Origin of the sequence: Streptomyces vilmorinianum (assembly GCF_005517195.1) — a bacterium.
GTDB lineage: Bacteria > Actinomycetota > Actinomycetes > Streptomycetales > Streptomycetaceae > Streptomyces > Streptomyces vilmorinianum.
Genome location: NZ_CP040244.1, coordinates 3812964 through 3839534 on the forward strand (window position 1 = coordinate 3812964; position 26571 = coordinate 3839534).

Here is a 26571-nt window from a genome sequence, read left to right on the forward strand (position 1 = left end):
GTACGCGAGGCGTCAGCCCTTGCTCACCTCCGTACGCACGGTCTCCAGCTCACCCTTGTCGTTGTACGCGTACACCTCGATCGTCGCCTGGCCCGGCTCACCGGCGTCGACGAAGTCGAGCGGACCGCTCACACCGTCGTAGTCGATGTCCTTGCCCTCGGCGAGCAGCGTCTTGCAGGCGGGGAAGGAATTGCACTTCTCGCCGTCCTTCGTGACCGCGACGATCTCCTCGGCGAACTTCCCCGGGTCGTCCGACTTGGCCTGCTCGGCGGCGAGCGCCAGGGTCGTCACGGCGTCGAAGGTCTGCGGCGCGAACTGCAGGACGTTCAGGTTCGGCGCGAACTCCTTGAGGGCCTTCACGAACTCGGGGTTGGACGCCGATGCCGGAGCCGTACCCTTCATGCCCGCGAGCCGGCCGGGGTCGGCGGGCGAGACCAGCTTGGGCAGCTCCTCGCTGCGGAGCCCGTCGGTGCCGTACACGCCGATGTCGGCGGGCCCGAGGCCTGCCTCGATCATGCTCTGCAGGATCTGCGTGCCCTCCTCGAAGGCGATCACCGCGGCCGCGTCCGGGTTGGAGTTCTTGATCTTCTGAACGATCTGGTCGAAGTTCGTGGCCTTGGGGTCGTACGTCTCGGCGAGCGTGACCGTGACGCCGCCGTCCTCAAGGGCCTTCTTCGTGGAGTCGAGCAGCCCGCGCCCGTAGTCGTCCGCGCGCGCGACCATGGCCACCCGCTTGTGCCCGTCCTCCTGGATCGCCTTCGCCAGGACGGGGGCCTGCAGCGCGTCGCTCGGCGCGGTACGGAAGTAGAAGCCGCCGTCGTCGTAGTCGGTGAAGGTGAGCGCCGTATTGGAACTCGAGAACTGGACGACACCCTCGCCGGTCACCCGGTCGATGATGGCCAGCGACATCGCGGAAGACGCGGCGCCGATGATCGCGTCGACCCCCGCGTTCAGCAAGCGGTCAGCCGCCTGCGCCGCCACCGCCTCCTGTCCTGCCTCGTCGGAGCCGACCACCTTCGGAATCGGCTTGCCAAGCACGCCGCCACTGTCATTGATCACCTTGATCGCGAAGTTCGTCGATTGGATCATGGGCGGCCCGAGAAAGGCCAGCTGCCCCGTCTCGGGCAGGACGTATCCGAGCTTGAGTACCTCGTCGCCGTCGCCTCCCTGCGCCCCGTCACCTCCGCCACCACCGTTCGAACCGCATGCGGCGGCCAGGAGCGCGACCGCGCCCAGGAAGACCGCGGACCGCCGGACCGGCGATTTCATGTCCGCCTCCTCTCAGAGGCTTCTGCGCCTCTCCGTGAAGAAGGCGTGAAGCATCGCTGTGCGTCCCGCGAGTAACCCGTCGGGGCGCGGCTAAACGGCCGACGCGGCCCTGCGTACGCCCAGCGCGCGCGTCAGGATGGAGCCGTGGTCATCACCCGTGAGCTGCTCATCGGCGGCCAGGACGTCCCCGCCGCCGCCGGCCGCACCGCCGAGGACGTCACCCCCTACACCGGCGAGGTGTACGCGATCGTCGCCGCCGCCGGTCCCGAGGACGTCACCCGCGCCGTCGCCGCCGCCCACGCGGCGTTCCCCGCCTGGGCCGCGCTCGCCCCCTTCGCCCGCCGCGCGATCTTCCTCAGGGCCGCCGACCTCCTCGACGCCAAGGGGGAGGAGGCCGCCGAGCTCATGGCGCACGAGGTGGGCGGCACCCGCCCGTGGGCGTACTTCAACGTGGCGCTGGCCGCGAACATCCTGCGCGAGGCGGCCGCGGCGATCACCGCGCCGCGCGGCGAGGTGCTCAGCGCCCAGGAGCAGGGCGCGCTGGGTCTCGCGTTGCGCGAACCGCTCGGGGTCGTCGCCGCGTTCGCGCCCTGGAACGCGCCCCTCATCCTGGGCGTACGGGCCGTGGCCGCCCCGCTGGCCGCGGGCAACACGGTCGTCCTCAAGCCGAGCGAGAACGCACCGGTCGCCGCCGGTCTCTTCGTCGCCGACGTCCTGCGCGAGGGCGGGCTGCCCGACGGCGTGCTCAACGTGGTGACCAACGCCCCCGAGGACGCCACCGTGATCGCCGAGACCCTCGTCGCCGATCCCCGGGTCCGCGCGGTCGACTTCACCGGCTCGACCCGGACCGGCCGTCTCATCGGCGCGCACGCGGCGCGCCACCTCAAACCCGCGGTCCTCGAACTGGGCGGCAAGAACTCCGTGGTCGTCCTCGAGGACGCGGACGTGGACTACGCCGTCGACGCGGCCACGTTCGGCGTGTTCATGAACTCCGGGCAGATCTGCATGTCCGGCGACCGGGTCCTCGTCCACGAGCGCCTCGCCGAGGAGTTCACCGCGAAGTTCACCGCCAAGGTCGCCGCCCTGCGGACCGGCGACCCGGAGCACCCGCACACCGTGATCGGCCCGCTGGTGAGCGCGGCCGCCGCCGAGCGGGTCGCCGGGCTGGTCACGGACGCGGTCGCCGCGGGCGCCACCGTGCTCACCGGCGGCGGCGCCCCGGTGGGCGCGGTGCACCCGGCCACCGTGCTCAGCGGGGTGACCGCGGAGATGGACCTCTACTACGCGGAGACCTTCGGCCCGGTGTGCGTGCTCGGCACCTTCGCCGACGACGACACCGCCGTCGCCCTGGCCAACGACACCGAGAACGGTCTGACCTGCGGCATCATCACCGAGAACGCCACCCATGGGCTGGCGGTCGCGCGCCGCGTGCACTCCGGGATCGTCCACATCAACGACCAGTCCGTCGCCGACGAGCCCCACGCCCCCTTCGGCGGCGTCAAGGCCTCCGGGTACGGGCGCTTCGGCGGACGGTGGGGCATCGAGTCCTTCTCCAACACCCGCTGGGTCACGATCGCGACCCAGCAGGCCCGCTACCCGTTCTGACCGGGCGCCACCAGGGTGGGGGACTGGCCGGCGCGGCGCAGCGCGTCGGCGACGAAGCCGCCCGCCTTGAGCTCCTCGACGACGTTCCGGAGGAACCGTACGGTCTCGGGCCGCCGGGCCGGAGTCGTGCCCACCGCCTGCCGGATCTCCATGAACCGGTCCTCGATCAGCCGGACGTCGCGATGCGCGGCGGCGTACTCGGCCATCGGCTGCCTGATACCGGCCGCGACCTCCAGGCCCTCCGTACGGAACACGTCGACGCCCTCGTCCCCGCGGACGACGGTGGCGTGCCGAAGGGTGCGGGTGAGGAAGAGGTCGTAGGCGGACCCACGCTTGACGCCGATCCGCACACCCGCGCGGTCGACGTCGGCGAGGGTGGCGAGCCCCGAGTCCCGGGGCACGGCGAACACGCCCTCGATCACGACGTACGGCGCGGTGAAGGCGACCTGTGCCTCGCGCGCGGGCTCGACCGCCAGGAAGCAGATGTCGGCCCGCCCCTCGGTCATCGCCTCGAAAGACTTGCGCGCCGCGTCGAAGCAGACGAGCTCGACCGGCACCCCCAGCCGTGCGCCGATCTCGCGCGCGATGTCGACGGTGACCCCGCCGGGGTCGGCCGGGGCGCCCTGCGCGAGGACCGGATTGCCCAGGTTGATCGACGCCCGCAGCACGCCGGTCGGCGCCAGATCCCGACTGATGTCACCCGTCATGATCGTCATGGGGCGGAGTCTAGGACACCGGATGCGTCGCGTCGGGGCGCGTCCAGTAAGGCCTGCGGGCCGGCCGCACTCGGCGCCTACGGAGCCGACATCGAGCGCGTGTCGAAGCCGTCGGAACAGGCCGCCGCGGTCTGAGGGACACGGCGGTCCTCCACGCTTCCGCAGGGTTCGGCGCGACTGATCTGGGCATGCCAATCCCGTCGCGCTCCCCACATCGCGGTCCCTCAGGAGGACGCAGTTGAAGACGAGTTCGCGGATCCGCAGAGTCTCGGTCATCCTCGGCAGCAGCATCGCGCTGGTCATCGCCGTTCCGGGCAGTGCCCTGGCCGCACCGCCCACGGCGCTCCCCGCGAACGCCGACGGCCTGGAGCAGACGTTCCAGCCCGCCTACGACTACGACACGGACGGCTGCTACCCCACCCCCGCCATCGGCCCCGACGGCACGATCAACGGCGGCCTCAACCCCTCCGGGGCCCTCAACAGCCAGTGCCGCGACGCCTGGGACCTCGACAACACCAACGGCTACGCGCGCGCGAAGTGCAACAACGGCTGGTGCGCCGTCATGTACGGCCTCTACTTCGAGAAGGACCAGGCCGTCGCCGGCAGCTCGCTCGGCGGGCACCGCCACGACTGGGAGCACGTCGTGGTGTGGGTGCAGAACAACGAGGCCCGTTACGTCGCCACGTCGGCGCACGGCAACTTCGACATCCACGGCCGCGACCGGATCCGGTGGGACGGGACCCACCCCAAGATCGTCTACCACAAGGACGGCCTGAGCACGCACTGCTTCCGCCCCGCCAACTCCAACGACGAACCCCCGGAGAACCACAAGCACCAGTGGCAGTTCCCCACCCTCGTCGGCTGGAACGGCTACCCGGCGGGACTGCGCGACAAGCTCAGCCAGGCCGACTTCGGAAAGGCCGTCTTCGGCCTGAAGGACGCCAACTTCGCCGCCCACCTCGCCAAGGCCAAGCCGGCCGGCATCCCCTTCGACCCGTATGCCTGAAGGGGGCAGCACTGTTGATCACTCTGCCCGTGAACGACCGCTTCGACGTCTGCGAACGTCAAGGCCGGACGAGGAGCGCGACACCGACCGCCAGGAACCCGAGCCCGAAGACGGCGACCACTCCGCCCCAGATCCGCACGAGCGCTCGGAGCCTCGAACGGCTGAGAGAGAAGTCCATCTCGGGGTGCTCCAGCCCCAGCCGGCTGAAGACCCGCCGGACGCCCGGTTCGGCGAACGCGGGGTTGAGCTGCGTGTCCACGATCCGTTGGGTGACGCCACGGTAGTCCGTCGCCAGCGCAAGCCCGAACAGCGCGACCCCGACCCCCAGCACCATCGCCATCAGGATCATTCGTCCCCTCCCCGGAAAGTCGGCCGGCATCGGATGTGAACAGAGGCCACGCGACCTGCGCCCACTGCGGCGTGGGATCACCGCGGCACCGCCAACACTACGTCGTGCGGCGCTGTCGGCCCCCTGGCGAGCCATGTGGTCGTCAGGGGGCCGATGAGCGAGGGTCCCGGCGAGGGAGGCCCTGCCCCACACCCACGACCAGGTTGTCTTCCGGACCTTGCGGGTCAGGCAGGACGGCGTCCGCCGGGCACGCGCCGTGACGGTCAGTCGGAGGCAGGGACCCGGAAGTCGAACCGTACGTCGGTCAAGCGCTCCGACACCTCCCACAGGCGGCCGCCCGTGTCCGCGTCGGCCGCCGCGGGGGAGAGCCGCACCCTGGTCGGTCCGCCCCGGAGTTCGCCCCGGCCGTCCGGGCCGATGAACTCGCCGCTCTGCGTGGCCGGTGCGGTCGCCGCGTACAGCTGGGGCAGCGCGCCGTCGGCCGGCGCCTGGGCGAGGGGCTTGAGGAGGTGACCGAACACCACCTTCACCAGGCCGACCGGCGCACTCGTCTGCAGCCGGGTGGCCGTGAAGCCGGGATGGGCGAGCACGCTGCGCACCGGGCTGCCCGCCTCGGCGAGACGCCGGTGCAGTTCGTGTCCGAAGACGGCGTTGGCGAACTTCGACTGGTCGTAGAAGGCCATGGGCGCGTACCCACGCGCGCCGTCGAGGTCGTCGAAGCGCAGCCGCCCCTTGCGATGGTTGAGGGAACTCACCGTCACCACACGGGAGTCGGCCCCGCGGGACAGCAGGTCGAGCAGCAGCCCGGTGAGCGCGAAATGGCCGAGGTGGTTGGCGGCGAACTGCAGCTCGTGACCCTGCGCGCTCAGTGACCGGGGCGGCGCCATCACGCCGGCGTTGTTGACCAGTACGTCCAGCCGTGGATGGTCGCCGCGCACCCCCTGGGCGAACGCGCGGACCGAGTCGAGGTCGGCCAGGTCGAGGCGGCGTACCTCCAGGCGGGCTCCGGGGTGCTCGGCGGTGATGTCCGCGGCCGCCCGACGGCCCTTCGCCTCGTCGCGTACCGCGAGGATCACCTGCCCGCCGCGGCGGGCGAGTGCCCGGGTGGTCGCAAGCCCGAGGCCGCTGTTGGCCCCGGTGACGACGAACACCCGCCCTGTCTGGTCCGGGATCTGATCGGTGGTCCAGCTCTGCTGCTCCGTCATACGGCACACGTTGCCGTTCGTGGCATCAAGTGTCAAGACGCCTCTGAGTGTCATGCAGGGCATGGGGTTACCATGATGGGGTGAGTACCCGCCCTGAGATGACCCTCGCCGAGCGCAAACGTCAGCTCGTCGCGAACGAGTTGACCGAAGCCGCCCTGCAACTGCTCGCGGTGAAGGGCTTCGACGCGGTCACCATCGACGAGATCGTGGCCGCCGCCGGCGTGTCCAAGCGGACGTTCTTCCGGTACTTCGCGTCCAAGGAGGACGTGGTCGTCCAGTTCCTGGCCGACATGGGCACCGGCATCCGCGCGGAGCTCGCCGCCCGCCCCGCCGAGGAGTCGCCCTCCGTGGCCCTGCGGCACGCCGTCTCGGTCCCTCTCGACGCCTGCACCGACCACGCCGACCACGCGGAACGCGCGCTGCGCGTGGTCCAGCTGATCCTGCGCACCCCCGCCCTGCACGCACGCTTCCTGGAGCGCCGCTCGCAGTGGAGCGACGACCTCGCGGCGGAGCTGACACACCGTCTGGAGCGCGACCCCGACACCGATCTGTACCCGCGGCTCGCCGCCGGGATGGCGCTGTGCGCCTTCGACGCCACCCTGCGACGGTGGAGCGACAGCGACGGCGCCGAGGACCCGGGCCGGCTGATCGCCCGGGCCTTCGCCGTCGTCGCCCCCGCCCTGGACGCCGCAGGCCAGTCGACCTGAGGGCAGTCGACCTGAGGGCAGTCGACCTGAGGGCGGGCGAGCTCAGGGCTGTCACAGCCCGTTGGCATAATCCGGATCATGCGCAAGGGCGAGCCGATCAGATACGTGCCGGACCAGGACATGGTCCTCATCCCGCCGGGGGACCCGAAGGTGACGACGGCGTTCGCCGTCTTCGACGACTCCTTCCCCGCGCTGCGCACGTTCGTCCTCGGACACCTCAAGCGGCGCGCGGCGATCGTCACGCCACCCCGGGGCGTGCGGGGCGACGCGCTGATACCGGTCGTCATCGGCCTCGTGCCGCGACCCGACAACACGTACAACTCCCAGGCCATCTCGGTGACAGCGCCCCCTCACCAGGGCGGCGGCTCGGTCCTCGACCGGCACATGGGCTACGTGTACGACAGCCTCCTCCACTTCCAGGGGGAATCCCTCCACCGTCTCGCCGAGGCCTCGCCCGCTCCCGTCGGCTGCCACGGCTGGATCGCACTCGACCCCATCGACGAGGACCACCCCGATCTCGACCCGCAGACGCAGGACTGGACCCCCGACCGCCACCGCCCGTTCACCAGGGCCGAGCAGATCGGCGTGGGCCACTGGATCGGCGACATACGGCTGAACCTGCCCGACAAGGACGAACTGCGGGCGCTGGTGGCCGCGTTCGATCCCTCGGCGGTCCCCTCGCCGGCCGGCACCCGCGAGCGCGTGGAGCCGATCACCGCCCCCGCGCCGCCCCCTCCCACCGCGAAGGCCGACGAGGAGGCCGCCGCCAGACTCCGGACCTGGCAGCGGTGGCGCCGGCACGATCACGACTACGAGGACCTGCGCGCCGAGAGCCGCACCGTCTACGGCCGCCCCAGCGTCCTCGTCGTCGACCGCGCGGGACTCCAGGTGGGCCAGTACCACCTGCCCGACGGGCCGCTGACACTCGTCGACGAACGGGCCCGCCCGCAGGCGCTCGACGCCCTGCGCCACCACGGCGTCCAGCCGGTCCAGCCCGTCCAGGTCCGGCCGGTCCAGGGCCAACCGATCGACTCCCCGAAGCTCTCGGAGCTCGACGCGTTCCCCGACGCCCACATCGTCCCCGGGGACGTGTGGTCGATCCGGCTCGTCGAGGAGTCGGTGGCCCTGCGCGACCTGCCGGAAGCCGGATCGTACGACCCCGGTTCGCGGACGCTGACCGTCCACGCCCGCCCGTACACCGAGCCCATGACCGTGCTGCTGCGCCGCCACGGCGTCGAACCGGCGACGGTCGTCACCGCGGCCCCGGACCGGGCCACCGAGGAGCACAACCGGCGGGCGGCATCGGCCGCTACCCAGGCCGGACCGCTCCGAAGCTCCTGCCTGCTCACCCCACACGCACTCGACCTCGTCCCGGCACGCCACCGCCGGTGGCTGGGCGCCCAGCGCGCGAGCGCGTCCCCGGCCACGGCCGCCGCCGCTGTCTCCGACACCCCCTACTACCGGCGCGAACTCGAGGCGATGTTCGGCGCGCCGGTCGTCCCGGACCGCGTCTCGCCGTGCCGGCTCTGCGGCCGGCCCGCCTACGAGGCGCGACCAGGCCTCGCCTACTGCTTCGCTTGCTGCCGGCTCGCCCAGCGCGGCGTGATCAGGGACAACGGCACCGACGGCCCCTGGACCGACGCGATCATCCACGCCGTCCGCCGCCTGGTCGAGATCGAGTTCTCGGGCCCGCCCTCGCTCGCCCAGCTGGCCCGTGTCTCCGTCACCGATCCCCGGGTCGCCGACGAGGCGATGCTCTGCCGCTTCCTCGTCCCCCGGCCGATCGCCAAGCTCACGACCGCCCGCCCGGCCCGGCGGCTGCGCTCCTGGGCGGAGTGGCTCCAGCTCGCCGGCGTCCTCGACGACGGCATCCGCCAGGCGCGCGGCACCCTCACCGTCGCCACCGACGGACACCTGTGCCGGTCCATGCTCGAACGGCACATCGACGACTTCTTCCACCACTGGCGGATCGGGCACGAACCGGAGCCCCATTACCCGCGTCACCCCGAACTGAACACCACCGGCCTGCGCGCCGACTGGCTGCTCGACGACGGCACGTTCGTCGAGGCGCTGGGCCTCATGGAGCAGGAACGGTACGCCGACAAGGCGCGGCGCAAGACCGCGCTCGCGGACCTGACGGACATCCGCCTGGTCACCGTCACGGCCGCGGACCTCCACCGCCTTCCGGAGATCTTCGCGCACTGGCTTCCGACCCGGTCGGGCCGTCCTGCGCCAGCGCGGCGACCTGATCGGTGATCAGGTCGAGGATGGTCGCCGAGGCCGCCGCGTCCTGGCCCACCACGAGGAAGTTCAGGGTCAGCCCGTCGGTCACGGCGGCCAGATACCGCGCCAGCACCGGGACGGGCACCCGGAGTTCGAACGTCATGCTCGCGCCGAGCTCCTCGATCAGCTCCTGGTAGATCTCGGCGTACCGCTCGTGCTGGCGGCGCGCCAGTGGCTCGAACCCCGGTGTGCGCAGCGCGTACTGGGTGAGCTCGTAGGTGAGCATGTGCTCGCCGGGGTGGGCGCGGACATGGTCCCAGTACGCCTCGAAGCCGGCCCGGATGGTCTCCCGGAACGTGGCACGCGGCCGCAGCGCCTCCCTCACCCTCCCGACGTAATGGTCGGTGATCGCCGTGATCACGGACTCCAGCAGCGCCTGCTTGGAGTCGAAGCAGTAGTGGAAGACGCTCAGCGACACGTTCGCCTCGGCGGCGATGGACCGGGTCGTCGTCCGGGCGACGCCGTCCCGGGTCATCGCGCGGATCGCGGCCTCGGTCAGCTGCCGGCGCCGTTCGGCGAGCGGCATACGGGGCATGCGGTGGTTCCTCTCGGTTTTGCTCGGCCCTGCTCGGCTCTGCTTGGCCCTGCTTGGCCCTGCTCGGATCCGCCGTTCAAGGGGGACGCGCGGGCCGGGCCGGTGGCGGATCCGCAGGAGACGCGCCACCGGCCCGGCCGCCCGGCGCCGTCAGCTGCTTCAGCTGCTGTAGACGCCGACCTCGTGCAGCGAGTACCCCCACTCGGTGGCGCGCTGCACACCGAGGATCCGGACGTAGCGGGCCGTGGTGGCGGCGAAGTGGGCCGTGTCCAGGCCGCCGTCACCCTCGGTGGTGGACCAGGCGGTACGCCACGACTCGCCGTCGCCGGACACCTCGATGCGGTACGCCTTGCCGTACGCCCGCTCCCAGTCGAGCGTGACCCGCTTGACCAGCTGCGGCTCCCCGAGGTCGATACGGAGCCACTGCCCGTCCTTCCACTCGCTCGCCCACCGGGTGCCCCGGTCGCCGTCCACGGCCCGGTTCGGCGCGAAGCTGACGAACGGGTTCCACCACTCCGTGCTGGAGGCCGAGGCCGCCGCGCCCGAGGCCAGGTTCACCCCGGCCTGATGCCCCTCGGAGGCGCCCCAGGTGTCGAGATACGACTCGGCACCCCGGAACAGGTCGTCCACCACGCCCTGGCCGCCGACCAGCCGGATGTCCTCGATCCAGTCCGGCACCAGACCGTTGTGCGCGGCGCCGTCGGTGTTGAGGTCCCAGGTCCGCTGCCCGGTCGTCTGCCGGTCGATGAGCGAACCGCCGTCGGCGCTGCGGAACGGGTACCGCACCGGGTTGGGGGTGTCCGCGCCGCGGGGCCCGGGCCAGCCGCCGACCCCGTTCATGTCGGTGCCGTAGCCGTAGCCGACGCCGTACTTCTCCCGCAGGGCGTCGGTCCGCTTCGCCTCCGCGCTGAACCCCTCGGCGCCGTGCATGTACTGGGCGATGAAGCCGCCGAGCCCGTAGACACGCTCGGTCCAGTTCAGGTCCATCCAGCTGTGGGAGGAGATCACGCCCGGGTACGACGCCGACTCCAGGATGTCCAGCGCCCGGCCTGTGGCCTTGACGCTCATGTGGTCGATCTCGAGCATCATCTTGCGCTTCATCATGCCGCGCACGGCGTACTCGCCGAGCTCGGTGAGACCCCGGGTGTTGCACTGCGCGTCCGCCGCGTACGCCGGCACCGCCACGCCCGCCGGCAGCTGCTTCTCCGCCTCGGGCGCCGCGCCGAGCCCGATCGGGTTGTCGTGCTGCGGGCCGGTGCACTTCTCGGTCTTCCAGAAGGTGCCGGTCGACAGGAACTGGCCGACGTTGATCGCGGTGCCCAGCGCGCCCTCGTCGAACCGGACCCCGCACAGGGCGTTGTCGAACTTGTGGCAGAGAAACATGCTGCGCACGCCCAGCTGGTGGAGCTCGTCCAGACCACGGTCGATGTCGGCCCTGTCGCACTGCGCGATGTCCAGGATCTGCTTGCAGCCGAACGGCTCGGAGGTCTCGACGCCGAGGACGACGGCCAGCTTGCCCTGCTGGATGACCTCACGGGCCTGCGCGCTGTCGGTGACGATCCGGAACCAGCCCTTGCCCGGCCCGCCGAACATCTTGTCGATGTAGTCCTGCATCTCGTACGTCTTGCGGGCCTGCAGACGGATGGAGGTCATCTCGTCGCAGCCGCGGTCCTTGAAGAAGTAGACCGAGCAGATGACGCCGTTGGTGACGAGGTCGTTGACGAGCACCCGCTGACCGCCGCGCCAGGCGCGCTCGACCCAGGCGTAGTAGTTCTGCTGGTGGGTGAGCGAGTCGTGGGCGGGCCAGTCCTTGAACGTCGGCCAGCCGTCCGGGTCGTGCCGGCCGTCGCCGCCCTTGGTGATGAAGTCGAAGACCGCGAGCGAGCCGTCGGGATAGTGCTCGGGACAGTCCTTGAGCGCGTCGGCGACGCCCTGCTCGGAGAAGGTCCGGCCGCAGATGAGACGGCCCCCGAAGGCCTCGTTGGACATCAGGTGGTTGTGCGCGTCGACGAACCCGCGCACCTCGCCCCGGGCGTTGACGCCCTTGAAGGGCTCACCCGTGACATTGATCTCGGAATCGGGCGCGGGCCGGGCGACGGGGTTCCACCAGGCGCCGTCGGCGGCGGACCCGGGCGCCGGCCCGAGCAGCAGGGCCATCGTGGCGAGGAGCAGGGTCAGCACGGCCAGGGGCCTGCGCCTGCGGGGCGTGCCGTGGTGGTGCGTGGGGGATCTCATGGACATCACTCACGTCTTCGGTCGGCGGACGGCGGCGCGCGGGCGAGGAGTTGGCATGTTCCGCGCGAATAGCCTGTCGAGAATCCCGACCGGCGCGAGCGGAGTCAAGAGTCCGGGACAGATGACCTGGACGAACCTGACGGCCCGTCGGACCCCCTGGGGGAGAAGGATCAGACGATGGGCTGCTCGACCATGACCCACCGGACCCTGGTCCTGGACCGGCCGGGTCACCCCCGTCGCCGGCAACGGCATCGCTCCACCGGACATCGCACGCTGAACGCACAGCGGCACGGACCCCCGCAGACCTTACGAATCGCGGACGTCGGCGCGCGCGCCCCGCCGCAGGCGCCTACCGCCCGTACGGTGATCGGCATGCGTGTACTTGTGACGGGCGGCGCGGGCTTCATCGGATCGCACATCGTCGAGGCCCTCGTGGCCCGCGGCCACGAACCCGTCGTCCTGGACAGCCTCCACCCGACCGCCCACCAGGGCACCACCGCCCGGCCCGCGCCGCCGGAGGGTGCCGAGTGGCTGCACGGCGACGTACGGGACCGTGACACCGTGCGGCGTGCGCTGGACGGTGTGCGGGCCGTGTGCCATCAGGCCGCCATGGTCGGGCTCGGCAAGGACTTCACGGATGCCCCGGACTACGTCGGCTGCAACGACCTCGGCACCGCCGTCCTGCTCGCGGCGATGGCGGAGACCCGCGTGCAGCGACTGGTGCTCGCCGGTTCCATGGTCGTCTACGGCGAGGGCCGCTACGACTGTCCCGAACACGGCCGCGTACGACCCGGCCCGCGCGCCGAAAAGGACCTCGTGGAGGGCCGGTTCGAGCCGCTGTGCCCCACGTGCGGAGCCGAGCTGACCTCCGGCCTGGTCGGCGAGGACGCACCCGCAGACCCCCGCAACGTGTACGCCACGACCAAGCTCGCCCAGGAACACCTCGCGGCCGCCTGGGCGCGCACCACCGGCGGCAGGGCCGTCTCCCTGCGCTACCACAACGTCTACGGCCCCCGGATGCCCCGCGACACCCCGTACGCCGGAGTCGCCTCTCTCTTCCGCTCCGCCCTCGCCCGGGGCGAGGCCCCCCGCGTCTTCGAGGACGGCGGCCAGCGCCGGGACTTCGTCCACGTACGGGACGTCGCCACGGCCAACACCGTCGCCCTGGAGGCGCTCGACGACCTCGCCGCCTCCACCATGACCTCGTACAACACCGGCAGCGGCGAGCCGCACACCGTCGGCGAGATGGCGACGGCGCTGGCCGCAGCGCACGGCGGGCCGACCCCGCTGGTGACGGGGGAGTACCGGCTCGGCGACGTACGCCACATCACCGCCGACTCCGGCCGGCTCCGCGCCGAACTGGGCTGGCGCCCCGAGGTCGGATTCGCCGAGGGAATGGCCGAGTTCGCTACGAGCGGGCTGCGGGGAGCGTGACCTCGAAGCAGCACCCGCCGTCCACGTTGCGCACATCGGCCCGGCCCGCGTGCGCCTCCACGATGCCCCGCACGATGGCGAGGCCCAGGCCCGCGCCGGCCGGCGGGGTCCGGGCCTCGGTGCCCCGCCAGCCGGTGTCGAAGACCCGGGGCAGCTCGTGCGCCGGGATTCCGCCGCAGCCGTCGGTGACCGACAGCACCACCGAGTCCGCGCGGCGTTCGGCCGCGACGGCGACCGTGCCGTCGGCAGGGGTGTGACGGATCGCGTTCACCAGGAGGTTCGCCAGAACCCGGGTCATCTCCCTCCCGTCGACCTCGACCGGGACGGGCGCTACCCGGTCGCCCACCAGCCGCACCCCCTGCTCGCGGGCCAGCGGACCCGCACCCGCGAGCGCGTCCCCCACAAGGTCGTGCACGGACACCCGGGCCGGAGTCAGCGCGAGCGCGCCCGCGTGGATCCGGGAGAGCTCGAACAGGTCGCCCACCATGCTGTTGAGCCGGTCGACCTCGGTCCTGATCTGACGGTGGTAGCGGGCCGGATCGGCGACCACGCCGTCCTCCAGGGCCTCGGACATGGCCCGCAGGCCCGCCAGCGGGGTCCGCAGATCATGCGAGATCCAGGCCACGAGCTCGCGCCGGGACGCCTCCAGGGCCCGCTCGCGTTCCCGGGACGCCGCGAGGCGCAGACTCGTCGAGGACAGCTCCCGGCTGAGCGCCTCCAACTCGGCCGGAGCCGGCGCGCCGGGAGCCGTGAAGACCCCGCCCTCCCCGAACGACCGGGCCGCCAGGGCGAGTTCGCGCGCACTGACGACCACTCGGCGGCCCAGCAACAGCGCCGTACCGAGCGAGACCACGGCCGCCATCGCCACCACCGTGGTAACCACGGACAGGTCGTGGGGCGAGAGGAACATCGCCCACGCCACCGCGAGGGTCCCCGACAGCATCGCCGTCACCGCGACGGTCGCCACGACGGCGAGGGAGACCGCGACCGACCGGCGCCGCAGCGGGCGCAGCACGGCCGCGCCCAGCAGACCGGCCGCCGCCGCGCCGACGAAGGCGTACAGGGCGATGAGCAGCATGTCGCGCACGGCTCATCCCTCCGTCGGAGCGGGCGCGGGCGCCGAGGCGGAGGCGGGGGTGGGGGTGGGATCGAAGCGGTAGCCCGCGCCCCAGACCGTCTGGATCAGCCGGGGCCGGGCCGGATCCTCCTCGATCTTCCCGCGCAGCCTGCGGACATGGACCGTGACGGTGGACAGGTCGCCGAAGTCCCACCCCCACACCTCCCGCATCAGCCGCTCGCGGTCGCACACCTGCCCCGGGTGGCGCAGGAAGTAGCTCAGCAGATCGAACTCGCGCAGCGTCAGCGCCAGCGGCCGGCCGTCCTTGGCCGCCCGTCGGCCCGCCGGGTCGAGCTCCAGGCCGCCCAGACGCAGCAGCGGCCCGGGCCGCCGGTCCGCGGCATGGCGCCGCAGCACCGCCTCCACGCGCAACACCAGCTCCCGCGGGCTGAAGGGCTTGGTGACATAGTCGTCGGCGCCGATCTCCAGGCCGAGGATGCGGTCCTCCTCGTCGCTGCGCGCGGTCAGCATGATCACCGGGACCGGACCGCGGGTCCGCAACTCCCGGCAGACCTCCAGACCGTCCATGCCCGGCAGCATCAGGTCGAGGACGACCAGATCCGGCCACCGCGCCCCGGCCGCCACCAGCGCGGCCGGCCCGTCGGCCACCCGGTCCACGGTGAAACCGGCCCGTTCCAGATAGCCCGTGACCACTTCGGCGACGGTCGGATCGTCGTCCACGAGCAGGACGCGCGGCGCCGCACTCGGCGGCTGTTCAGACTGCTGCATGAGGCCCAGCCTCGCACCGGACAGGGCCCGACCGGGACCCCAGGGTGGGGCAAGGGGGCGATGTCCGCGTTTCGTAAGGTCCTTGGATCCCTTTTGTCCCTCGTGGATTCGTACGGTGAAATCCGTGACCGACTCGCATTCCGCGACCACGTACGCGGTGAACGTTGTCCTGCCCTGCCTGGACGAGGCCGAGGCGCTGCCCTGGGTCCTGGAGAGGATCCCGCCCGGCTGGCGGGCGATCGTCGTCGACAACGGATCGACCGACGGCTCCCCGGACATCGCCCGGGACCTCGGCGCCACCGTCGTCAGCGAACCCCGGCGGGGCTTCGGAGCCGCCTGCCACGCCGGGCTGCTCGCCGCGGACGCGGACATCGTCTGCTTCTGCGACTGCGACGCCTCCCTCGACCCCGGACTGCTCGTGCCGTTCGCCGCCCAGGTGGCGGCGGGCGAGGCCGACCTGGTCCTCGGCCGCCGGCGCCCGGCGTCGCCCGGAGCCTGGCCACCCCACGCCCGCGCCGGCAACCTCGCCCTGGCCCGGATGCTGCGCCGCCGCACCGGACTGCGCCTGCACGACCTCGGCCCCCTGCGGGCCGCACGACGCGAGGACCTGCTCGCCCTCGACCTGACCGACCGGCGCAGCGGCTACCCCCTCCAGATGGTCGTGCGCGCCGCCGACGCCGGCTGGCGCGTGCGCGAGCGCGACGTCCCCTATCTGCCCCGTACGGGAAGGTCGAAGGTCACCGGAACCTGGCGCGGGACCTGGCACGCCGTACGCGACATGCGCAAGGTCCTGGGCGAAGCACCCCGCCCGGCCCCCCTGGAGGCGCACCGGTGACCACCCTCCTCGTCATCGCCAAGGAGCCCATGCCGGGCCGGGTGAAGACCCGGCTCACACCACCCTTCAGCCCCGAGCAGGCGGCCCGGCTCGCCGAGGCCGCACTCGCCGACACCCTGGACACAGTCCGCGCCACCCCCGCCGACCGCCGCGTGCTCGCCCTCTCGGGGGCCCCCGGCGCCTGGCTGCCGGACGGGTTCGAGGTGGTGCCGCAGAGCCCCGGCGGACTCGACGAACGCCTCGCGGCGGCCTTCGCGGCCTGTACGGGACCCACCCTGCTGATCGGCATGGACACCCCCCAGGTCACCCCGCGACTCCTCACCGCCGGACTGGACTTCGCCGACTGCGACGCCTGGTTCGGACCCGCGCACGACGGCGGCTTCTGGGCCCTGGGACTCGCGGCCCCTGACCCCGCACTGCTGCGCGGCATCCCCATGTCCGTACCGGAGACCGGAGCGCGGCAGCGCCGCCGCCTGACCGGCGCGGGCCTGCGCGTCCGCGACCTGCCGCCGCTGCGCGACATCGACACCGCCGCCGACGCCCGGTCGGTCGCCCAGACGGCCCCCGCAACCCGCTTCGCCGCCCACCACAGGGCGCTCGGCGAGATCGGCGTCGGATGAGCGCGCGGGAGGCCGAGGGGACGGCAGACGTCCTGGCCGCACACGAGCCGACGGAGACCACGACGGAGCCAGGGCCCGTCCGCACCGCCGAGTACGTACGCGCCTGGCGCACCGACCCCTACACCGACGCCCTCCGCTCCGGCCGCGGACCGCTCTTCCTCCGCCGCGACGACGGCCGGCTGCTGCCCCTGGAGATCGAACGCTGGTGCGCCGCGGCCGACCGGGCCGACGCGACCGTCCTCGCCCGGTGCGAGGGCCCCGTCCTCGACGTCGGCTGCGGGCCCGGACGACTGGTGCAGGCACTCGCCGCCGCCGGCCGGCCCGTCCTCGGCATCGACGTGTGCCAGGAGGCGGTCGACCGCACCGTCACCGGAGGAGGAACAGCACTCTGCCGCTCCGTCTTCGACCCGCTCCCCAGCGAAGGCCGCTGGGGAACGGTCCTGCTCATGGACGGCAACATCGGCATCGGCGGCGACCCCGGGACCCTCCTGGAGCGCGCCGCCGCACTCGTACGGCCCGGGGGCCAGGCCCTCGTGGAGGCGGCGGGACCCGACGTCGACGAACGGATCGAGGTCCGGGTGGTCGACGGCCGCGGCGCGCGCGGCGCCGACTTCCCCTGGGCCCGCGTCGGGACCCGCGCCCTGCCCGCGTACGCCGACGCCACCGGCTGGACGGTGGAACGCCGCTGGCGGGCCGCCGGCCGCAGCTTCCTTCAGCTCCGGCGCCGCCGCTGATACAACCGGCGTCCGACGACGAGCCCCACCGTCCCGACGGCCACCACCCCCAGCAGCACCAGCCAGTTACGGACATAGTCCAGGGGGAGGGCCGTCGGATTCGGCGGGACGCCGGGCCGCACCATCACGGGCAGCGCCACCAGCGTCAGGCACCCCGCCACGATCAGCCCACCACGCACCACGCCCCGCGCCGGCACCGCGGCCACCAGCAGCCCGACGGCGAGAACGAGCGGCGCGATCACACCGTCGTGCAGCACGATCGCCCCCACCAGCCACACGAGCACGTCCCAGAAGGTGCCGGTGCGCACGATCAGCCACACGCCGACGCCCATGAGGCCGACCCCCACCGCGCCGCACACATACCGCACCACCATCACAGCACCTCCAGTCCGCCGACCCACTTGGTCTGCCACACGCCCGGCCGGTTCGGCGCGATGATCCGCGCGGGGAAACCGTGGTCGAGCGAGAGGACCTCACCGTTCAGCCGCAGCGCGAGCAGGGTCATCGGATCCTCCGCGTACGTCGCCCCCATCTCCATCACCCGGTACGCGCCGCGCCGCTCCAGGGACACGACCCGTACCCGCGACCGGGGCGAGGCCCCGGCCCTCTCCAGCAGATCCCGGATCCGCACGCCGCTCCAGCGGGCCTCCACGCTCCAGCCCTCCACACACGCGATCGGCAGCCGCACCTCGTACTGGGGCAGGGCCTCCAGCTCCGCCAGGCTCAGCCCGTACGGCTTCGGCCCGGCCACCGTCAGGCGCCACCCCCGCGCCGACTCCGCGCTCACCCCGGCCGCGTACGCCGTACGGTTGATCGGCAGCCCCTGCGTACCGTGGTCCGGGTGCCGCGGCGCCAGCAGGTCCAGCCTCTTCAGCGGAGTGAACGACTGGCCCACCGTGGTCAGAGTGACCGCGGCGACGCCCGCCCCGACCGCCGTGAGCAGGGACCGCCGGTCCGCCGCGTCCTCGGCCGGAAGCTCCAGCGTCCCCGCCGACCGCAGCCCCCAATGGGACCGGATCTCCGGCCACTTGACGACGATGTGCAACAGCAGCGCCCCCGCGAGCAGCCAGGCCACGGCGAAGTGCACCGGCACGAAGGAGAACGGCCACGGATACCACTCGACGATGTTCAGCAGGCCGGTGAACAGCTGGAAGACGCCGGCCCCGACCAGGACGGCGACGGACAGACGCTCCAGCGCGTGCCGCACCGACCGCAGCGGCGGGGTGACGAACAGCCTCGGGTAGACGGCCCACAGCTTCGCCATCAACAGCGGGATCGCCGCGATCCCGCTCGCCACGTGCAGACCCTGACTGAAGCGATACCCCCACGTCGGGCGGCTCGGCAGCAGATCGGCGAGCCAGTCCGGTGGGCGCTGCAGATAGTGGCTGGTGACTCCGGTCAGGAAACAGACGGTGATGGCAAGACCGAGCCAGCGACCGATCGAGGTCGCCGTCCTCGCGTCATGGAGGCGGCCCCGGAACCTGGGAAAGGGCGGGAGCGCGATGCGCGGTTTCATGCCCTCCATCTCACCGCCCAAAGGCCCCCGAAGGCCGCAACGACTCCTTACGAAACACGGACGGCCGGAGTGCCGGACCCCCAGGCGGCGCGGACGGCTGCCACGCTGCCGCATGTGATCAGTCCCCGCACCGCGCTCACCGGCGTCCTCCTGGCCGCTCTCACCACGGTTCTCGTGTTCACCGTCCGCCACGACGGCTACTACCGCGACCCCGGCGGGCTCTCGTGGTGGTACGCGGCCGGCTGGGCGCTCTTCGCCGCCGCGGCCTGGGCCGTGCGCACGGTGCCGGTCCGTCAGGCCGTCGTGCTCCTGCTGGCCGGATCCGCCGTGGTCGCCGCCACCGGCCTGGTCGCGCCGCCGCGCACCAGCACGGACGCCTACCGGTACGCGTGGGACGGCCGCGTACAGGCGGCGGGCATCTCGCCCTACGACCACGCTCCCGCCGACCCGGAACTCGCCCCCCTGCGCGACGACTGGCTCTTCCCCCAGGGCGCCGCCTGCGCGGGGCCCGACCGGGCACGCGTCCCGGCCGCCTCACCCGCCTCACCCGCCGCGGTGCACTGCACCCGACTCAACCGCCCCACCGTGCACACCATCTACCCCCCGGTCTCCGAGGCGTACTTCTACGGCGTGCACCTGCTCTCCCCGGACGGCGCGCGCCTCAAGCCCTTCCAGATCGGCGGAGCCCTGCTGTCCGTCGGCGTCACCTGCGTTCTGCTGCTGATCCTGCGCCGCCGGGGCGATCCCCGCACCGCCGCCTACTGGGCCTGGTGTCCCGCCGTCCCCGTCGAGGCCGTGAACAACGCCCACGCCGACGTACTCGGCGTGCTGTTCGCCGTCGCCGGACTCGGTCTCGTCGTACGCCACCGGGTCGCGGGAGGCGCACTGCTCGGCGCTGCCATCGCCGTCAAACTCATGCCCGCGATCGTGCTCCCCGGTGCTCTGTCCGGCGTACGGCGCGTGCGCGACGCGGCCGCGGTCCTCGTGCCGGCCGCCGCGGTCACCGCCCTGGCCTACCTCCCGTACATCCTCGTCTCGGACGGCTCCGTCCTCGGCTACCTCGGAGGCTACGTCGAGGAGGAGGGCTACGACGACGCCGACTCCCGCAACCGCTACGCCCTGCTGCGCCTCGTCCTGCCCGCCTCCTGGGCGCTGCCCGCCCTGATCGCCGTCCTCCTCGTCCTGTGCGCCCACGTCCTGCGGCGCGGCGATCCCGAACGCCCCTGGAGCGGCGCGCTCCTGGTCACCGGCACGGCCTTCCTGCTCCTGACCCCCGGATACTCCTGGTACGCGCTGCTGCTCGTCGCCCTGGTCGCCCTGGACGGACGCTGGGAATGGCTGCTCGTCGCGGTGGCGGGGGCGGCCAAGTACGTCACCAGCAGGGCCTTCGACGATCCGAACATGGTCGGAACGGTCGTGTACGCCGTCGCCGCCGCAGCGGTCGTGGCCGGTGCGCTGCTGCGTCATCGCGCCCGCGGCTCCGGCCCCGTGGACGGCGGCGATCCCTCTCGTCGTACGCCGGCGCCGGGATCCCCGCCCCCCGAGCGCACCCCGATACGGCCGACGTAGCGACCACCCCACGGCCCTTGTCCACCCTCCGACGGGACAGACGCACACCATGACTCTCGACGAAACGGCGCAGCGGGTCATCCCGCTCCCGCCCGCACGGGTGGCGGCCTACGCCATGGACTGGCGCCACGATGCCGAATGGACCCAGGGCATCCGCGAGGCCGCCCTCACCCGGGAGGCGGAGTCGGGCGGCTTCGGCGTCGGCGCCGAGGTCACCCGTACCGCGCACTTCCTGGGCCGGCGCATCGACTACGTCCTGCGGGTCGCCGCCTACGACCCGCCGGAGCTGCTCGACATGATCTCCGTGGCCGGCCCCATGCCCATGCACGTCACCTACACCTTCACCCCGCATCCACGCGGCACGCTCGCCCGCATCCGGGTTTACCTACAACTGCACCGGGTGCGGAGTCGTATCCCCCAGGGACAAGAACTCCGCACGTGTGATGCTGGTCCGGGCTGGTCTCAACCCGACTGGTGCTGATCGTGCAAGCCCTGACGGACCGCCGGTCCCCAGGCAACGTGAGCCAGGAATCCCCGCCTCTAAATGGGGGAGGAGTCAATGCATGGGCAGTTGCACGCCCCCGAACGCCTGGTAGGAAGACCTCGGCGAGGGCGCAGACCCCTTCAAGGGAATCTCGGCGACCTCCGCGCAAACCATGTACGGCGGTGGCGCCGGGAGGCCCTCGGTCAAAGTCGTCCTGTTCAACGGGGCCGGCAAGCTGGTGCGCACCTGCGGCAACTGCTCGAAGCAGTACCGCCGTTCGGTCATCGTGAACGACGTGGACGTGACCGCGCCCCGGCAAGTCCCTCGTGGGCATCAGCGCCAACTACGGGGACACCTCGGCGCTGCGCAACATGCGCATCCACGGCGACAGCAGCAAGAAGATCAAGCCGTGTGTCCGCTTCCAGGGCAACAACACGGCAAGGAGCCCGTCGAACTGGGCAGGGGTCCCGATGGCACCCACTGCAGGTACACAGCCTCGGACGTCAGTTACGACTGAGCTGGCATTCCGGACAGGCCGTCCGGGCCGGGCAGGAGCGTGCACAGTGCTCCTGCCCGGCCCCGGCCATCTCTTCGTCCTGTCGTCGGACGCCGGCTGGTCGTATCGGCTAGCGAGACGGGCAATCGACGGGGGCGGTGCCGTGCGCATCCGAGCGTGCCACCACCGCCCCCTCCGTGGCGGCGTACGACGGCATCAGCCGCCTCTGGATCAACGCCCGGCACCTCAGCCGCTACCGCCCCGTCCTGCGTGACCGCGTCGCCGAGATGGAACTCGCGTCCGACGACCGGCTGGAAGGACTCATCCGCGACGGCGTCGAGGCAGGCGAATTCCGTACGGACGACCCACGCGCGACGGCCATCCAGGTCCTCGTCGTCATCGACGGACTCGGCGCCCACGCCAACACCGACCGGAGCAACCGCCCCGAGCGCGTCACCCGCATGGCCGTCACCACCGCCGAGCGCGAACTCGGCCTGCCACGCGGCGCCCTCGCCCCCGTCGGCGACCACCCCCCTCCGCAACCCTCCCCACTGACCCCCTCCCTCTCCCTTTCCTCCCGGAGCCCCCGTGCGCACCCCTCTCGTCCTGCTCTCCGCCCGCCTCCTCGACCCGGCCACCGGGCACTTCCTGCCCCACACCGCCCTGGCCGTGTCAGGAGGACGGATCTCCGCCCTGGGCGACGACCGAGAGATACGCGCCCTCGCCGACTCCTCGACCACGGTCGTCGACCTCAAGGGAGCCGTGGTCACCCCTGGCCCGACCGACGGCCACCTCCACCCCGTCTCCGGCGCCGAACTCACCCACGGACTGGACCTGTCGGGCTGCGCCGACCTCGCATCCGTACGCGAGGCCCTCGCCCGCGAGGTCCGGACCCTCCAGCCCGGCGCGTGGCTGTTCGGCTGGGGCCTGGACCCGAACGCCTTCGGCGACCGGCCCGTCGAGTCGGCCGCCCTCGCCCCCGTACTGGACGGCGTACCGGCCCTCCTGCAGCTCTTCGACGCCCACTCCATGCTGGCCAGCCCGTGCGCCCTCGAACTCGCCGGCGTCGACGGACCGCGGACCTTCGCCGAGGCCGCGGAGATCGTCTGCGACGACGCGGGCAGGCCGACCGGGCTCCTCCTGGAGGACGCCGCCTGCGAACTCGTCGAACGCGCCGCGCCGCAGCCCACGCACACCGAACGCCTGACCCGCCTCGCCACCGCACTGCGCGCCATGGCCGCCGCCGGACTCACCGGCGGCCACGTCATGGACGCCAACGGCGAGAGCCTCGCCCTCTACGCCGAGCTCGACGCGGCCGGTGACCTGCCGCTGCGACTGCGGGTCGCACCCTGGTGCCGGCCCGGCACCGACGCGGACGCAGTGCGCGCCCTGATCGCACAGCAGGGCACCGGCGGCGCCCTCTGGCACACCGCCGGCGTCAAGCAATTCATGGACGGCACGATCGACAACGGCACCGCCTGGCTGGAACACCCCGACCGCCACGGCGAATCCACCCACGCCTTCTGGCCCGACCCCGACGCCTACACCCACATCGTCGGCGAGCTCCACCGGGCCGGCGTCCCCACCGCCACCCACGCCATCGGCGACGCCGCCGTACGCCACGTCCTCGACTCCCTCGCCAAGGCGCAGGCCGGCGCCGGCAGCGGAGTCCGCCACCGCATCGAACACATCGAGAGCGTGCCGGACGACACCCTGCGCCGCTTCGCCGAGCTCGGCGTCGTCGCCTCCATGCAGCCCACCCACTGCTGCGACTTCACCCGCGCCGACCACACCGACAACTGGTCCCGCCGCCTCGGCGAAGAGCGCGCCTCCCGCGCCTGGCGCTGCCGCGACCTGCGGGACTCCGGTGCCACCGTCGTCCTCGGCTCGGACTGGCCGATCGCCCCCTTCCCGCCCCTCGGCGTCATGGCGGGCGCCCGCCACCGCCGCCCGACCCACGACCTCACCCAGCCCCCGCACGGCCCCGAACAGGCACTCACACCCCTGGAAGCCCTCCAGGGCATGACCGTCAGCCCCGCGTTCGCGGCGGCCGAGGAGCACGTGGGGGGCCGGATCGCGATCGGTCACCGCGCCGACCTCACGGTCCTGGCCGACGACCCCCTCACCACGCCGGCCACCGACCTCCCGGACCTCCCGGTCCGCCTCACGCTCCTGGCCGGCCGGCCCACCCACCGCGACGCGAGCCTGTGAGGGGAGCACGCTGACGCCGCCTCAGACGACCGAGTCCCTGAACGGATCGACGGGATCGATCGCCGCCTCCTCGAAGTGCTGCTCCAGTGCCTCATGACCGTGCTGCCGCCGGAATACGATCTCGGCGGCGGTGACGGGCGGGGTCCACAGGATGCGCGCGTGCGCAGGGCGGCGGTGGCATGGTAGGGCAGGCTGACGAGCAGGTGGTCGCAGCTCGAGCCCGGAATCCAGGGTTCGCCCATCGGCAGGCTGTGCTCCACGTCGAGCCGATGCCCTCCACGGTGGTAGTACGCGATCACCGCCATGAGTTCGACGAAGCGCCGGTCGCGCACGTGGCCGGTCATGACGAACTCGAGCCCCGGGCCGTCCGCCTCCTCCGTCCAGCACCCGACCGTCACGCAGCTGGGGCACCACGTCGCGCCGATCCGGTCCGAGGTCGTGGTCGACGGCCTCGCAGGAACCGCCCGCGAAGTAGACCCGGACATGCGACTCGACCGCCTGTGCGGCGAACAGACTGCTGTGACTCACCGCGGCGGCAAGGCGTCCAGAGCGAGGACCGTGGCCGCGCTCGCGACGCCGAGGACCGCGCCCGCCGCGACATCGCCCGGATAGTGCACGCCGGTGTGGACACGGGAGTAACCCACCGCGCACGCCAGCGCCCCGAGAGGGATCGCCGCCGGAGGAAGGACGACACCCACCGCGGTGGCGAAGGCGACGGCAGAGGCGGTGTGCCCGGAGGGGAAGGAGGCGGAGGTGGGCATCGGGACATGACGGTCCACGATCACCCGGGCCGCCTCCCTGTCCGGGCGCGGCCGGCGCACCAGACGCTTGCCCAGGACGTTCGCGGAGGCCGAGGCCACGGCGACCGCCCCGACACCGAGGATCGCCGCGCGCCGGAACCTCCCCCCGCGCAGGGCCAGAGCGGCGGCGATCCCGAACGAGATCTTGGAGTGGTCCGCCGCGCCCGACAGGCCGCGCAGCCCCGAGTCGAGCGCGGGAGTGGGCGTCGCCGCCACCGCCGCGTACACGGCACCATCGACGGCGCGAAGGTCCGTGAGGACGGAGGCCACGGCGTTCCTCAGCCTGAGCCCGGCACGCCGGCTCCTGGGCTTCCCAGGCTTCCCAGGCTTCTCGGGCTTGTCGTGCTTGTCGTGCTTGGCGGATTTCGCAGGCCCGGGGTCGTGCGGGTCGTCACTCATCTCCCTCTCCTCCGGTTGTTCACTCTGGCCCCGCCTCCTCGCGGCCGAAGGCGAGTGCGATGACCCGCCGCCAGCGCAGTGGCGCGGCGACCGCAGGCGCTCCGGGCCGGTGCCGCGGTACGAGCACCCGCAGAGCGCGCGGACGGATGGTGCACGTCACCGGCGTACGCAACGTCAGAGCCTCGCCGTCCACCGCGACGGGGACGGTCTCGGCGGGGGCGGTGACCTCGACCCGGCGGGCCGTGAGGACGTTGAGGCCGCTGGACATCGATCCCCGCAGAGCGAGGTCGGCCGCCTCGGCCGCACTGTCCACACGGATGCCGATGACGCCCAGCTTCCCCCGGTCGAGGCGGGCACGGCGGCGCGCCCCGAAGGGATCCCCCGTCCCGTACGGGTTGTTGCTGATCAGCAGCGCCTGCTGCGAAGGGAGCGAGGTGCCGTCGGCGACCGCGTCGAGGCGTGATCCGGACCCGCCGAGCAGATCGGGCATGGCGCCCAGCGCGGTCTCCGCCTTGGCATCGCGGTACTCGGGGCGCTCCACGACCTCCGCGTACACCCCGAACGACACCGTGTTGACGAACGCCCGGCCCGCCACCCAGCCGAGGTCGACGCGGATCTCCTCGCCGTCGGTCAGGGCGTCGAGGCAGCGGGACGGATCCGCACGGTCCAGTCCGAGGTCCATGGCGAAATGGTTACGGGTCCCCGCGGCGACCACCAGGAACGGCAGGTCGTGCTCGACGGCCACGGCGGCGACGAGCGCCTGGGTACCGTCGCCGCCCGCGACCCCCAGCAGGTCCGCGCCCTCGGACACGGCCTCGCGGGCGAGCGCGGTGACATCGGACCGCCGCGACGTGTCCAGCAGGATCACCCGAGCACCCAGCTCCTCGGCCCGCTCCGCCAGCCCGAAACGTTCGACCTTCCCGTCCCCGGACTTCGGGTTCATGATGACGACGGGCCGCCCGGGAGGCGCTCGGCGAACCGCCCGCACGGAGTGCGCATGGCTCGGCCCGCGCAGAGCGGCCCGGGCACAGACCAGGGCCGCACCCCACAGAGCGAGCGCGACGAGCGCCGTCACCCACAGGTCACGCCGCAACCCCAGCACGATCAGGCCGACGGGCGCACCGACCATGAGCAACGCCCCCACCCACCGCATCGGCCCACGGCGCGACAGCATCCACCAGGTGCCTGAGGCGGAGACGACCAGCGCCGCGAGCCCGCTGACGAGCATCAACAGCCCGCCGTCCCCGATGGCGAGGAGCAGTACGACAACCGCCGCCACGGCAGCGAGCAGCGCGCACCGCGCCCACAGGCGGGCACCTGCCGAGGACGTGGAACCGCTCACCGTCATCCTCCCCGCCTTCCCGTACCGCCCGGAAGTGAACAGCCGTCATACCAGCCTCCCCTCACCGCCGACACGGGGCGCCCTGACAGGGCCGATCGGGTGACGGCCTGTCGGCGGCCCAAGCGCGTACGCGAAGGCCGTGGCCCGCGGCTCCATCCGCCGCGAGCGTGGGCTGAGGCGGGTGGCGACGTACACGCTGCGGTGCTGTACGCGGCGCCTACATCCGCCCGAACTGCCCGTCGCTGACACGGTGGACAGGCAGCCCGGCGTGCCCTCGCCGCCGCCGACGCACATCGTCAAGAGGCCGGCGGTCATCTCGTCGGCCACCGAGGCGAGTTCCTCCCACAGGCCCGCCGTCAGCCGCAGTGGCTGGGC

The 26571-nt window shown here is 72.6% G+C and carries 23 protein-coding genes and 2 pseudogenes; 13 read left to right on the top strand and 12 right to left on the bottom strand.

All coding sequences use genetic code 11. The features are described 5' to 3' along the window. Window positions 1-12 precede the first annotated feature (12 nt). On the bottom strand, window positions 13-1269 hold the full coding sequence (locus FDM97_RS17955) for an ABC transporter substrate-binding protein (protein WP_137991420.1): 1257 nt from the start codon (window positions 1267-1269) through the stop codon (window positions 13-15). Window positions 1270-1413: 144 nt separating this feature from the next. On the opposite strand from FDM97_RS17955, the gene FDM97_RS17960 reads away from it, so the two are divergent. Next, window positions 1414-2874: an aldehyde dehydrogenase family protein gene (locus FDM97_RS17960; RefSeq protein WP_137991421.1), complete on the top strand. Its 1461-nt coding sequence runs from the start codon at window positions 1414-1416 to the stop codon at window positions 2872-2874. On the opposite strand, the gene FDM97_RS17965 is transcribed toward FDM97_RS17960, so the two are convergent. Continuing rightward, window positions 2862-3590, bottom strand: a complete 729-nt coding sequence (locus FDM97_RS17965; RefSeq protein ID WP_217510244.1) for a transporter substrate-binding domain-containing protein — start codon at window positions 3588-3590, stop codon at window positions 2862-2864. The two genes, FDM97_RS17960 and FDM97_RS17965, sit on opposite strands and share 13 nt — an antisense overlap. 238 nt (window positions 3591-3828) lie before the next feature. On the opposite strand from FDM97_RS17965, the gene FDM97_RS17970 reads away from it, so the two are divergent. Beyond that, window positions 3829-4596, top strand: coding sequence for an NPP1 family protein (locus tag FDM97_RS17970; protein WP_137991422.1), 768 nt, complete (start codon window positions 3829-3831; stop codon window positions 4594-4596). Window positions 4597-4654: 58 nt separating this feature from the next. Here the strand turns inward: FDM97_RS17970 and FDM97_RS17975 are convergent, their stop codons facing one another. Both FDM97_RS17975 and FDM97_RS17980 read right to left on the bottom strand, forming a co-directional pair. Then, entirely contained in the window at window positions 4655-4945 is a 291-nt protein-coding gene (locus FDM97_RS17975) for a hypothetical protein (protein WP_137991423.1), read from the bottom strand. A 263-nt stretch (window positions 4946-5208) separates the two neighbouring features. Further along, on the bottom strand, window positions 5209-6150 hold the full coding sequence (locus FDM97_RS17980) for an oxidoreductase (protein WP_137991424.1): 942 nt from the start codon (window positions 6148-6150) through the stop codon (window positions 5209-5211). A gap of 98 nt (window positions 6151-6248) precedes the next feature. On the opposite strand from FDM97_RS17980, the gene FDM97_RS17985 reads away from it, so the two are divergent. Both FDM97_RS17985 and FDM97_RS17990 read left to right on the top strand, forming a co-directional pair. After that, window positions 6249-6857: a TetR family transcriptional regulator gene (locus FDM97_RS17985; protein ID WP_137994880.1), complete on the top strand. Its 609-nt coding sequence runs from the start codon at window positions 6249-6251 to the stop codon at window positions 6855-6857. A 78-nt stretch (window positions 6858-6935) separates the two neighbouring features. Then, window positions 6936-9113, top strand: a complete 2178-nt coding sequence (locus FDM97_RS17990) for a hypothetical protein (RefSeq protein WP_137991425.1) — start codon at window positions 6936-6938, stop codon at window positions 9111-9113. Here FDM97_RS17990 and FDM97_RS17995 read toward each other — a convergent pair. Both FDM97_RS17995 and FDM97_RS18000 read right to left on the bottom strand, forming a co-directional pair. Beyond that, a complete protein-coding gene (locus FDM97_RS17995; protein WP_137991426.1) occupies window positions 9016-9675 on the bottom strand; it encodes a TetR/AcrR family transcriptional regulator in 660 nt (219 codons plus the stop codon). The genes FDM97_RS17990 and FDM97_RS17995 overlap by 98 nt on opposite strands. Before the next feature lie 159 nt (window positions 9676-9834). After that, window positions 9835-11832, bottom strand: a complete 1998-nt coding sequence (locus FDM97_RS18000; protein ID WP_175439408.1) for a galactose-binding domain-containing protein — start codon at window positions 11830-11832, stop codon at window positions 9835-9837. A 450-nt stretch (window positions 11833-12282) separates the two neighbouring features. On the opposite strand from FDM97_RS18000, the gene FDM97_RS18005 reads away from it, so the two are divergent. Further along, entirely contained in the window at window positions 12283-13344 is a 1062-nt protein-coding gene (locus FDM97_RS18005) for an NAD-dependent epimerase/dehydratase family protein (protein WP_137991427.1), read from the top strand. Here the strand turns inward: FDM97_RS18005 and FDM97_RS18010 are convergent. Together FDM97_RS18010 and FDM97_RS18015 are read right to left on the bottom strand one after the other, a co-directional pair. After that, entirely contained in the window at window positions 13319-14431 is a 1113-nt protein-coding gene (locus FDM97_RS18010) for a sensor histidine kinase (RefSeq protein WP_137991428.1), read from the bottom strand. The genes FDM97_RS18005 and FDM97_RS18010 overlap by 26 nt on opposite strands. A gap of 3 nt (window positions 14432-14434) precedes the next feature. Continuing rightward, window positions 14435-15190 carry a response regulator transcription factor gene (locus FDM97_RS18015; RefSeq protein WP_137991429.1) on the bottom strand — a complete coding sequence of 252 codons (756 nt, stop codon included), beginning with the start codon at window positions 15188-15190 and terminating at the stop codon, window positions 14435-14437. 115 nt (window positions 15191-15305) lie between these two features. Here FDM97_RS18015 and FDM97_RS18020 point away from each other — a divergent pair, with 115 nt between their 5' ends. Genes FDM97_RS18020 through FDM97_RS18030 form a run of 3 tightly spaced genes read left to right on the top strand, consistent with a single transcriptional unit; the run spans window position 15306 to window position 17379 of the window. After that, on the top strand, window positions 15306-16025 hold the full coding sequence (locus FDM97_RS18020) for a glycosyltransferase family 2 protein (RefSeq protein WP_254705642.1): 720 nt from the start codon (window positions 15306-15308) through the stop codon (window positions 16023-16025). Further along, entirely contained in the window at window positions 16022-16645 is a 624-nt protein-coding gene (locus FDM97_RS18025; RefSeq protein WP_175439153.1) for a TIGR04282 family arsenosugar biosynthesis glycosyltransferase, read from the top strand. The genes FDM97_RS18020 and FDM97_RS18025 overlap by 4 nt, the downstream gene beginning before the upstream one ends. Next, on the top strand, window positions 16642-17379 hold the full coding sequence (locus FDM97_RS18030; RefSeq protein ID WP_137991431.1) for a class I SAM-dependent methyltransferase: 738 nt from the start codon (window positions 16642-16644) through the stop codon (window positions 17377-17379). The genes FDM97_RS18025 and FDM97_RS18030 overlap by 4 nt, the downstream gene beginning before the upstream one ends. Here the strand turns inward: FDM97_RS18030 and FDM97_RS18035 are convergent. Together FDM97_RS18035 and FDM97_RS18040 are read right to left on the bottom strand one after the other, a co-directional pair. Continuing rightward, the gene (locus tag FDM97_RS18035) at window positions 17358-17753 is read right to left on the bottom strand and encodes a hypothetical protein (protein ID WP_254705643.1); all 396 of its coding nucleotides are present in this window, start codon (window positions 17751-17753) and stop codon (window positions 17358-17360) included. The two genes, FDM97_RS18030 and FDM97_RS18035, sit on opposite strands and share 22 nt — an antisense overlap. Then, window positions 17753-18904, bottom strand: a complete 1152-nt coding sequence (locus tag FDM97_RS18040; protein ID WP_137991433.1) for a molybdopterin-dependent oxidoreductase — start codon at window positions 18902-18904, stop codon at window positions 17753-17755. Before FDM97_RS18040 ends, FDM97_RS18035 begins: the two co-directional genes overlap by 1 nt. A gap of 96 nt (window positions 18905-19000) precedes the next feature. Here FDM97_RS18040 and FDM97_RS18045 point away from each other — a divergent pair, with 96 nt between their 5' ends. The 5 genes and pseudogenes from FDM97_RS18045 to FDM97_RS18065 all read left to right on the top strand — a co-directional run bounded on the left by FDM97_RS18045 (window position 19001) and on the right by FDM97_RS18065 (window position 23655). Continuing rightward, entirely contained in the window at window positions 19001-20464 is a 1464-nt protein-coding gene (locus FDM97_RS18045) for a glycosyltransferase family 87 protein (protein ID WP_432816285.1), read from the top strand. 49 nt (window positions 20465-20513) lie between these two features. Further along, window positions 20514-20945, top strand: coding sequence for an SRPBCC family protein (locus tag FDM97_RS18050; RefSeq protein ID WP_137991435.1), 432 nt, complete (start codon window positions 20514-20516; stop codon window positions 20943-20945). Window positions 20946-21024: 79 nt separating this feature from the next. Beyond that, a pseudogene (locus FDM97_RS18055) lies at window positions 21025-21465 on the top strand (pectate lyase); the annotation flags it as partial. Window positions 21466-21641: 176 nt separating this feature from the next. Further along, window positions 21642-21875: pseudogene (locus FDM97_RS18060) on the top strand (TetR family transcriptional regulator C-terminal domain-containing protein); the annotation flags it as partial. 157 nt (window positions 21876-22032) lie between these two features. Further along, window positions 22033-23655: an amidohydrolase gene (locus FDM97_RS18065; protein ID WP_137991436.1), complete on the top strand. Its 1623-nt coding sequence runs from the start codon at window positions 22033-22035 to the stop codon at window positions 23653-23655. Between the two features lie 524 nt (window positions 23656-24179). On the opposite strand, the gene FDM97_RS18075 is transcribed toward FDM97_RS18065, so the two are convergent. After that, window positions 24180-24854, bottom strand: coding sequence for a phosphatase PAP2 family protein (locus FDM97_RS18075; protein WP_137991437.1), 675 nt, complete (start codon window positions 24852-24854; stop codon window positions 24180-24182). Between the two features lie 19 nt (window positions 24855-24873). Continuing rightward, window positions 24874-26202, bottom strand: a complete 1329-nt coding sequence (locus tag FDM97_RS18080) for a diacylglycerol/lipid kinase family protein (protein WP_137991438.1) — start codon at window positions 26200-26202, stop codon at window positions 24874-24876. Window positions 26203-26571: the final 369 nt, after the last annotated feature.

Bases quoted from the DNA above. Each gene is read 5' to 3' on its own strand.
- FDM97_RS18015 (WP_137991429.1), bottom strand. From the start codon at position 15,190: ATGCAGCAGTCTGAACAGCCGCCGAGTGCGGCGCCGCGCGTCCTGCTC.
- FDM97_RS18075 (WP_137991437.1), bottom strand. From the start codon at position 24,854: ATGAGTGACGACCCGCACGACCCCGGGCCTGCGAAATCCGCCAAGCAC.
- FDM97_RS18030 (WP_137991431.1), top strand. From the start codon at position 16,642: ATGAGCGCGCGGGAGGCCGAGGGGACGGCAGACGTCCTGGCCGCACAC.
- FDM97_RS17985 (WP_137994880.1), top strand. From the start codon at position 6,249: ATGACCCTCGCCGAGCGCAAACGTCAGCTCGTCGCGAACGAGTTGACC.
- FDM97_RS18000 (WP_175439408.1), bottom strand. From the start codon at position 11,832: ATGGCCCTGCTGCTCGGGCCGGCGCCCGGGTCCGCCGCCGACGGCGCC.
- FDM97_RS18040 (WP_137991433.1), bottom strand. From the start codon at position 18,904: ATGGAGGGCATGAAACCGCGCATCGCGCTCCCGCCCTTTCCCAGGTTC.
- FDM97_RS18005 (WP_137991427.1), top strand. From the start codon at position 12,283: ATGCGTGTACTTGTGACGGGCGGCGCGGGCTTCATCGGATCGCACATC.
- FDM97_RS17990 (WP_137991425.1), top strand. From the start codon at position 6,936: ATGCGCAAGGGCGAGCCGATCAGATACGTGCCGGACCAGGACATGGTC.
- FDM97_RS18050 (WP_137991435.1), top strand. From the start codon at position 20,514: ATGACTCTCGACGAAACGGCGCAGCGGGTCATCCCGCTCCCGCCCGCA.
- FDM97_RS17965 (WP_217510244.1), bottom strand. From the start codon at position 3,590: ATGACGATCATGACGGGTGACATCAGTCGGGATCTGGCGCCGACCGGC.
- FDM97_RS17980 (WP_137991424.1), bottom strand. From the start codon at position 6,150: ATGACGGAGCAGCAGAGCTGGACCACCGATCAGATCCCGGACCAGACA.
- FDM97_RS17975 (WP_137991423.1), bottom strand. From the start codon at position 4,945: ATGATCCTGATGGCGATGGTGCTGGGGGTCGGGGTCGCGCTGTTCGGG.
- FDM97_RS18035 (WP_254705643.1), bottom strand. From the start codon at position 17,753: ATGGTGGTGCGGTATGTGTGCGGCGCGGTGGGGGTCGGCCTCATGGGC.
- FDM97_RS17995 (WP_137991426.1), bottom strand. From the start codon at position 9,675: ATGCCCCGTATGCCGCTCGCCGAACGGCGCCGGCAGCTGACCGAGGCC.
- FDM97_RS18080 (WP_137991438.1), bottom strand. From the start codon at position 26,202: ATGACGGTGAGCGGTTCCACGTCCTCGGCAGGTGCCCGCCTGTGGGCG.
- FDM97_RS17955 (WP_137991420.1), bottom strand. From the start codon at position 1,269: ATGAAATCGCCGGTCCGGCGGTCCGCGGTCTTCCTGGGCGCGGTCGCG.